Source organism: Mesorhizobium sp. M7A.F.Ca.CA.004.12.1.1 (assembly GCF_003997835.1).
In the GTDB taxonomy this organism is placed as follows: Bacteria; Pseudomonadota; Alphaproteobacteria; order Rhizobiales; family Rhizobiaceae; genus Mesorhizobium.
On record NZ_RZRK01000418.1, the window covers coordinates 1 to 5,503 of the forward strand.

Sequence of the window (5,503 nt, forward strand, 5' to 3'; positions counted from 1 at the left end):
CGATAGGCAAAGGTGGCGCGGTCCATCTGCCGCTTCATGGCATCCAGCACATTGCGGTTGGAGTGGCCGATATTGGCGACCATCGGGCCGCTCGAGCCGTCGATGAAGCGGCGGCCGTCCTGCGTCCACATATAGATGCCCTCGGCGCGGTCGATCAGCGGCCGGCGCAGGCTGGACAGATAGAACAGATGCGAGTCTCGCCGGGCGTCGGTGGCTTGCGCGGCGGTCTGGACTTTCGACATGTCAGGGCTTTCCGAGATAACGATCGAGGACATTTTTGGTGACGCGTTCGACCATCGGGTCCTGTCTTAGCAGGCCGGCGACCCATTCGCAGCTTCCGGCGTGGAACACCTCGCCCTTGCCGCGCGGGAAGTTGACGATCATGCCGTTGCCGCGTTTGACCTTTTCCAGATTGGCGTCGCTCGCCTCGCCGAACAGCGTCTCGGCGGTGAAGCGGCCATCCTCGTCGGTGAGGAACTGGTCCTCGATCGGGATATCGGCGCTTTCCTCAACCTGGGATGCCATGCCGACGGCGAGAACCTGCAACCCCTCCGGTGCGCCGCTGGTGGCGGTCGGGTAGGGCAGGCCGCCGAGTATCTCGAAGTCGAGCCCGTCGACCTCATAGCCATAGACATGGCTGTCGGCCCCCAACAGGTCACCATAGTAGATGCCGGTGCCGGCAAAGGCCCAGTGCTCGGGCCGGTAGACCGGAAAACCACGCACGCCGCGCGGCGCGCAGCCGCCCCAACCGGTATAGACCCCGCGCGTCGCGTTGAGCCCGAAGGTCGCTGAACCCGGCCGGCCGATTTCCGGCGCTTCCCAGGAATTGGTGGCGCGGGTGACGTCGCTGCCTGGGAGATAGGCGGGGTCTTCGGCACGCGAGCGATATTTGTAGCAGACCTGCCGGCGGCCCTCGTCCTCGAGCCGCGTCTGCCACATGAAGTTACCGGCAAAGCGCGCCGCATGGCCGCCGCGCTCGACATAGGCGTCGACGGCATCGCGCATTTCCCAGGTCCAGTATTCGTCATGGCCGACGAAGACGGCGCAGTCGTAGCCGTCGAGAATTTCGGGCGAAGAATGGAGATCATGCTGGCTGACGAGATCGACTTGATAGCGGGCTCGCTCGGCAAAGCGGAAGAAATGGCTGTCATAGCTGGCCCAACCCGACGAGGCGTACTTTTTCGAATGGCCTGTGGCGAGCGCCCATTCCATGTGCGGATAGCGCGGGATCGTCTTGGGCGGTACGGCGACTTCCAGCGGCACGCGCGGCGCATCTTTCGGCAGCACGACGAAGCCACGGCACCAGGGGCGCTGTGTCGACACGATGGGCGAGTATTGGTTGCGGTCCGGCCCGGTAATGCCCTGGTAGTGGTTGGAACCGCCCCAGGTGTTGTAGGCCAGCCAGGTGCCCGTCGCCGCCACCTGCAGCACACGGCCGGGTTTACGGCCCGGCTGCGGGCTGACGATAAAAATATGGTGGCATTGGATCGGCTTGCCGTCGCGCCCGTCGGCGGTCAGCGTGACCCGATAGGCGCAGGACGGCCAGTCCGCCCCGACGCGAAATTCGAAGGATGCGTCCCAGCCGCAGCCTTCAGCCGAACACTGGTCGGGTGTGTCCTGCCGGCGTGCCGCGATGCCCGATTTTTCGAACACTTTGGTCTCGCTGCCGCCATCCCGGGTGATTGTCATGCCGAAGTTCGGAGCTGTCGAACTGACATGCAACGCCACCGTTTCGCCGGCGCGATAGGAAAACCGGTCGCTGTAGCACCAGATCTCGCCGCGCTCGCCATCCATCCCCGGCCATTCGTAATAATGGTCACGCACCGCGTGGCGGCGCTGCTCCGGCGTCAGTCCGAAATCGGGGAATTCGGTCGGCAGATGGGTCATGAACACCTGAAAAGGTCGAGGGCCGCCATTTCGGCGATCTGCCGGTCACGCGTCAAATAGAAACGATCGGGCCAGCATTCGCTAGCCGCACCCTTGGCCGCCTCCATCAAACGGACTATCTCAGTGGAGGCGGCGTTTCCGCCACGGGGGTCGGAATGCTCAGAGTGCAAAAGGTCAAGGTCGACGAGATCTACGTGCCGACGGCGCGCAAGAAGACGCTGCATCCCGAGACCGTTCGCCATCTGGCCGAGGACATTTTGGAAAACGGCATGAAGACGCCGATCCAGGTCCGCCATGACGGCAAGCGCCACATCCTCGTCGAAGGCCTGCACCGGCTCGAGGCGGCAAGGTGGCTCGGCGAGACCGAGATCGAGGCTTATCTGGTGCAAGCCAAGCGCCACTGACGCATCGAGTTTCTCGGCGCAGAAGTTTTTATCGAATGCCTTGGCGATTGGCTCGAACCCTGATCGCTTCGTCATCCACGGGCGGAGCAAGGAGCGCAGCGACGCGGCGCAGACCCGAGGATCCATGCCGCGACTCCAACGCGTCACGACGGTGCGGAATTCTTGCTCCGCTGCATTCCTCGACAACGGTCGCGGCATGGATCCTCGGGTCTCCGCGACGGAGCTCCGCTCCTGCTCCGCCCGTGGATGACGAAGGTGGGGAACGCCTTGGGCCCATCGAGACGGTGCCGACATTTTTTCACTGGCCGATGTCGGTTTGCGGTTCATCGGCTCGTCCTTGGGACGGAAGCCAGATCAAACGCAGGACGCCATCATGACCATCAAGCTCGACATCGCCCCCACCAATGACCGTGAACTGGTTCTCGCCCGCATCATCGATGCACCGCGCGAGAACGTCTATCGCTGCTGGACCGACCCGAAACTGATTACGCGCTGGTTCTCGCCAAAGCCGTGGACGACGCCGCGCGCCGAGATGGATGTGCGCACCGGCGGCTCGAGCCTTGTCGTCATGGCTAGCCCGGACGGCAACGAATTCCCCAACCCGGGAGTCTTCCTCGAAGTCGTTCCCGGCAGGAAGATCGTCCTCACCGACGCCTACACAGAGGCTTGGCAGCCTTCGGAAAAGCCGTTCATGACCGTCGCGCTGACCTTCGAGGACGAGGGCAACGGCAAGACCCGCTACATCGCTCGGGTCAGGCACTGGAGCGTCGCCGACCGCGAACAGCATGAGAAGATGGGTTTCCACGAGGGTTGGGGACAGTGCGCCGACCAGCTCGAAGAACTCGCCAAAACGCTTTGATCCGCATGACGCTCTGATACCGGCATGACGAGAGGAGATCGATATGTCCAAAACCCTGTTTTTCGCCATTCTTGCTTCGGTTGCAGCGCTCGTTGGCTGCCCAGGCACCACCAATGCGGAGGAGACAAAACCCGCCATGACGACTGAGACGAACGCACTGCCGAAGCCGGAAAAGTCCGGCCTGCTGCCGATCAACGGCCTGAATTATTATTATGCCATCTATGGCAAGGGCGAGCCGCTGCTTCTGCTGCATGGCGGTCTCGGCACCACGGATATGTTCGCGCCGATCCTGCCGAAACTTGCCGAAAACCGCACCGTCATCGGCGTCGACCTGCAGGGTCACGGTCGCACCGCGCTGGGCGACCGCCCATTCACCGTGGAGGCGATGGGCGACGACATGGCCGCCATCGTCAAGGCGCTCGGTTACGATCAGGTCGATCTCATGGGCTACTCGCTGGGCGGCGGCGTCGCCTTCCGCATGGCCGTCCAGCATCCCGAAGCGGTACGCCGCCTCGTCCTGGTATCGACGGGCTACGCCACGGACGGCTTCTATGACGAGATGCGTCCCCAGCAGGCACAGGTGAGCGCGGCCGCGGCTGAGTTCATGAAGGACACGCCGATGTACAAATCCTACGTCGCCGTGGCGCCGCATCCTGAGGAGTTCCCGAAGCTCCTCGATGCGCTGGGCGGCTTCATGCGTCAGAACCGCGATTACTCGGCCGACGTCGCCAAGCTGAAGATGCCGGTCATGCTGGTCTATGGCGACAGCGATATGTACAAGCCCGAACACGAGATCAAGTTCTATCAGATGCTCGGCGGCGGGCTGAAGGATGCCGGCTGGATGCGCGAGAACCTGTCGCAGAACCGCCTGGCGATCCTGCCCAACCGCACCCACTACGACACTTTCTTCGCCCCCGAACTGACGGCCGCCGCGCTGCCGTTCCTCAACGGCCAGACCAAGGTCAAAACCTGGGACGAGGTCGTCGGCGAAACGGAGTGAACGCCAAAGCCGCCGGCTGTTAGCGGGCAGCCGGCCATTCCATGGAAGCGATGACGGCTTTCGGCGTCATCGCTTAACCCCCACTCGCATGGCTCGACGATCCCACGGTTTTCAAGCCGCAAATGCATATTTTCACGGGCTCGAGGCAGCCCTGGGTGGTGCTCGATGACAGCCTGCCGAAATACGAAGGCGCCCCTCCGCCAGGCTAATTTTTCCCTTCTCCCCTTGTTGTGGAAGGAAATGGATCGACGCGCAGCGCCAAGGGCCAGGGGAGAGCGCAAGCATGGCCAAAATTTAATCCAAATCGACACGAGATAGCCGGCAAAGCGTCATTGGCGGGCCATCATTGTCTCCCTATTTATGGGTCGCGGGTACGGCATTCGAGGAGACGACGGATGAACGACAGCATCAGCACCCTGGACGAGCTTTTGAGCGATCCGATGGTCCTGCTTGTGATGGAGCGCGATCGTGTGCGCCCCGAACAGGTGCGCATGCTGCTCGAACGGGCTCGCCGGCCTTCGACCGATGAGCCCGAAGTGCCGCCGGCGCATGTGATCGCCAGGACATGCCAGAAACTCTGGCTCTGCCCGTAGTCGCTTTGCGATTTTCGCTGTGTATCTCAAGCCGGCTCCAAGGTGGGCCGGTTTCGAACGGCGTGCACTTCGGCACGCCAGCTTACAAATCCGTAAATTGATTATCCGGCCCATGACGATAAGGCTTGCCCGGGATTGACCGATGGTCGGTCCACGCAACTCCGATCTCTCATGCACGGAATTCGATTTTGGCCGATATCTGCACACAAGGCCTGGATACGGGCTTCGTCGGCCTGGGGTTCGCCAAGGTGGCGTTCCTCGGCGTGGTGCAAGGCATCACCGAACTGTTGCCGATTTCCTCGACCGCCCATATGCGCATCGTGCCGGCCGTGCTCGGCTGGCAGGATCCTGGCTCCGCCTTCTCCGCCGCCATGCAACTCGCGGCTCTTGCCGCGGTGGTCAGCTATTTCTGGAGTGATGTCAGGAATATCCTGTTTGGTTCTTTCAACGCTCTGGCGCGACGCGATTTCGCCGACCGGCATTTCAAGCTGGCGCTCTGGATCGTGCTGGCGACGATCCCGATCGTCATCGCCGGCGTGGCGCTGTCTGGCGTGCTCAACGCCTGCAATTCGCCGCTACGCAGCCTGACGGTGATCGGCTGGGCCTGCATCGCAATGGCGATCCTGCTGGCGCTGGCCGAGATCTTTGCTCGTCACCGGCGCAGCATGGGGGGTGCGTCGCTGACCGATGCGCTGCTCGTCGGTGTTGCCCAGATCGGCGCACTTGTCCCCGGCGTGTCGCGCTCGGGCTCGACCCTGAC

General features: G+C 62.8%; 7 protein-coding genes and 1 pseudogene. 6 read left to right on the top strand and 2 right to left on the bottom strand.

The window, feature by feature from the left end; all coding sequences use genetic code 11:
• On the bottom strand, positions 1-242 hold a 242-nt coding region (locus tag EN984_RS21075; protein WP_127383929.1), incomplete at its 3' end, for an aminotransferase class III-fold pyridoxal phosphate-dependent enzyme.
• A 1-nt stretch (position 243) separates the two neighbouring features.
• Complete coding sequence (locus EN984_RS21080) at positions 244-1,887, bottom strand: N,N-dimethylformamidase beta subunit family domain-containing protein (protein ID WP_127269875.1); 1,644 nt, start codon at positions 1,885-1,887, stop codon at positions 244-246.
• 155 nt (positions 1,888-2,042) lie between these two features.
• Here EN984_RS21080 and EN984_RS21085 point away from each other — a divergent pair, with 155 nt between their 5' ends.
• The 6 genes and pseudogenes from EN984_RS21085 to EN984_RS21110 all read left to right on the top strand — a co-directional run.
• Positions 2,043-2,291, top strand: coding sequence for a ParB N-terminal domain-containing protein (locus EN984_RS21085; protein ID WP_127269873.1), 249 nt, complete (start codon positions 2,043-2,045; stop codon positions 2,289-2,291).
• A gap of 373 nt (positions 2,292-2,664) precedes the next feature.
• Positions 2,665-3,150: an SRPBCC family protein gene (locus tag EN984_RS21090; protein WP_127269871.1), complete on the top strand. Its 486-nt coding sequence runs from the start codon at positions 2,665-2,667 to the stop codon at positions 3,148-3,150.
• Between the two features lie 43 nt (positions 3,151-3,193).
• A complete protein-coding gene (locus EN984_RS21095; protein ID WP_127269869.1) occupies positions 3,194-4,150 on the top strand; it encodes an alpha/beta hydrolase in 957 nt (318 codons plus the stop codon).
• Between the two features lie 92 nt (positions 4,151-4,242).
• Positions 4,243-4,359 (top strand): annotated as a pseudogene (locus tag EN984_RS39520) (GFA family protein); the annotation flags it as partial.
• A gap of 186 nt (positions 4,360-4,545) precedes the next feature.
• Positions 4,546-4,743, top strand: coding sequence for a hypothetical protein (locus tag EN984_RS21105; RefSeq protein ID WP_013532087.1), 198 nt, complete (start codon positions 4,546-4,548; stop codon positions 4,741-4,743).
• A gap of 188 nt (positions 4,744-4,931) precedes the next feature.
• Positions 4,932-5,503 (top strand): undecaprenyl-diphosphate phosphatase (locus EN984_RS21110; protein WP_127383930.1); only part of this gene is annotated, 572 nt, incomplete at its 3' end.

Bases quoted from the DNA above. Each gene is read 5' to 3' on its own strand.
- EN984_RS21085 (WP_127269873.1), top strand. From the start codon at position 2,043: ATGCTCAGAGTGCAAAAGGTCAAGGTCGACGAGATCTACGTGCCGACG.
- EN984_RS21105 (WP_013532087.1), top strand. From the start codon at position 4,546: ATGAACGACAGCATCAGCACCCTGGACGAGCTTTTGAGCGATCCGATG.
- EN984_RS21090 (WP_127269871.1), top strand. From the start codon at position 2,665: ATGACCATCAAGCTCGACATCGCCCCCACCAATGACCGTGAACTGGTT.
- EN984_RS21080 (WP_127269875.1), bottom strand. From the start codon at position 1,887: ATGACCCATCTGCCGACCGAATTCCCCGATTTCGGACTGACGCCGGAG.
- EN984_RS21095 (WP_127269869.1), top strand. From the start codon at position 3,194: ATGTCCAAAACCCTGTTTTTCGCCATTCTTGCTTCGGTTGCAGCGCTC.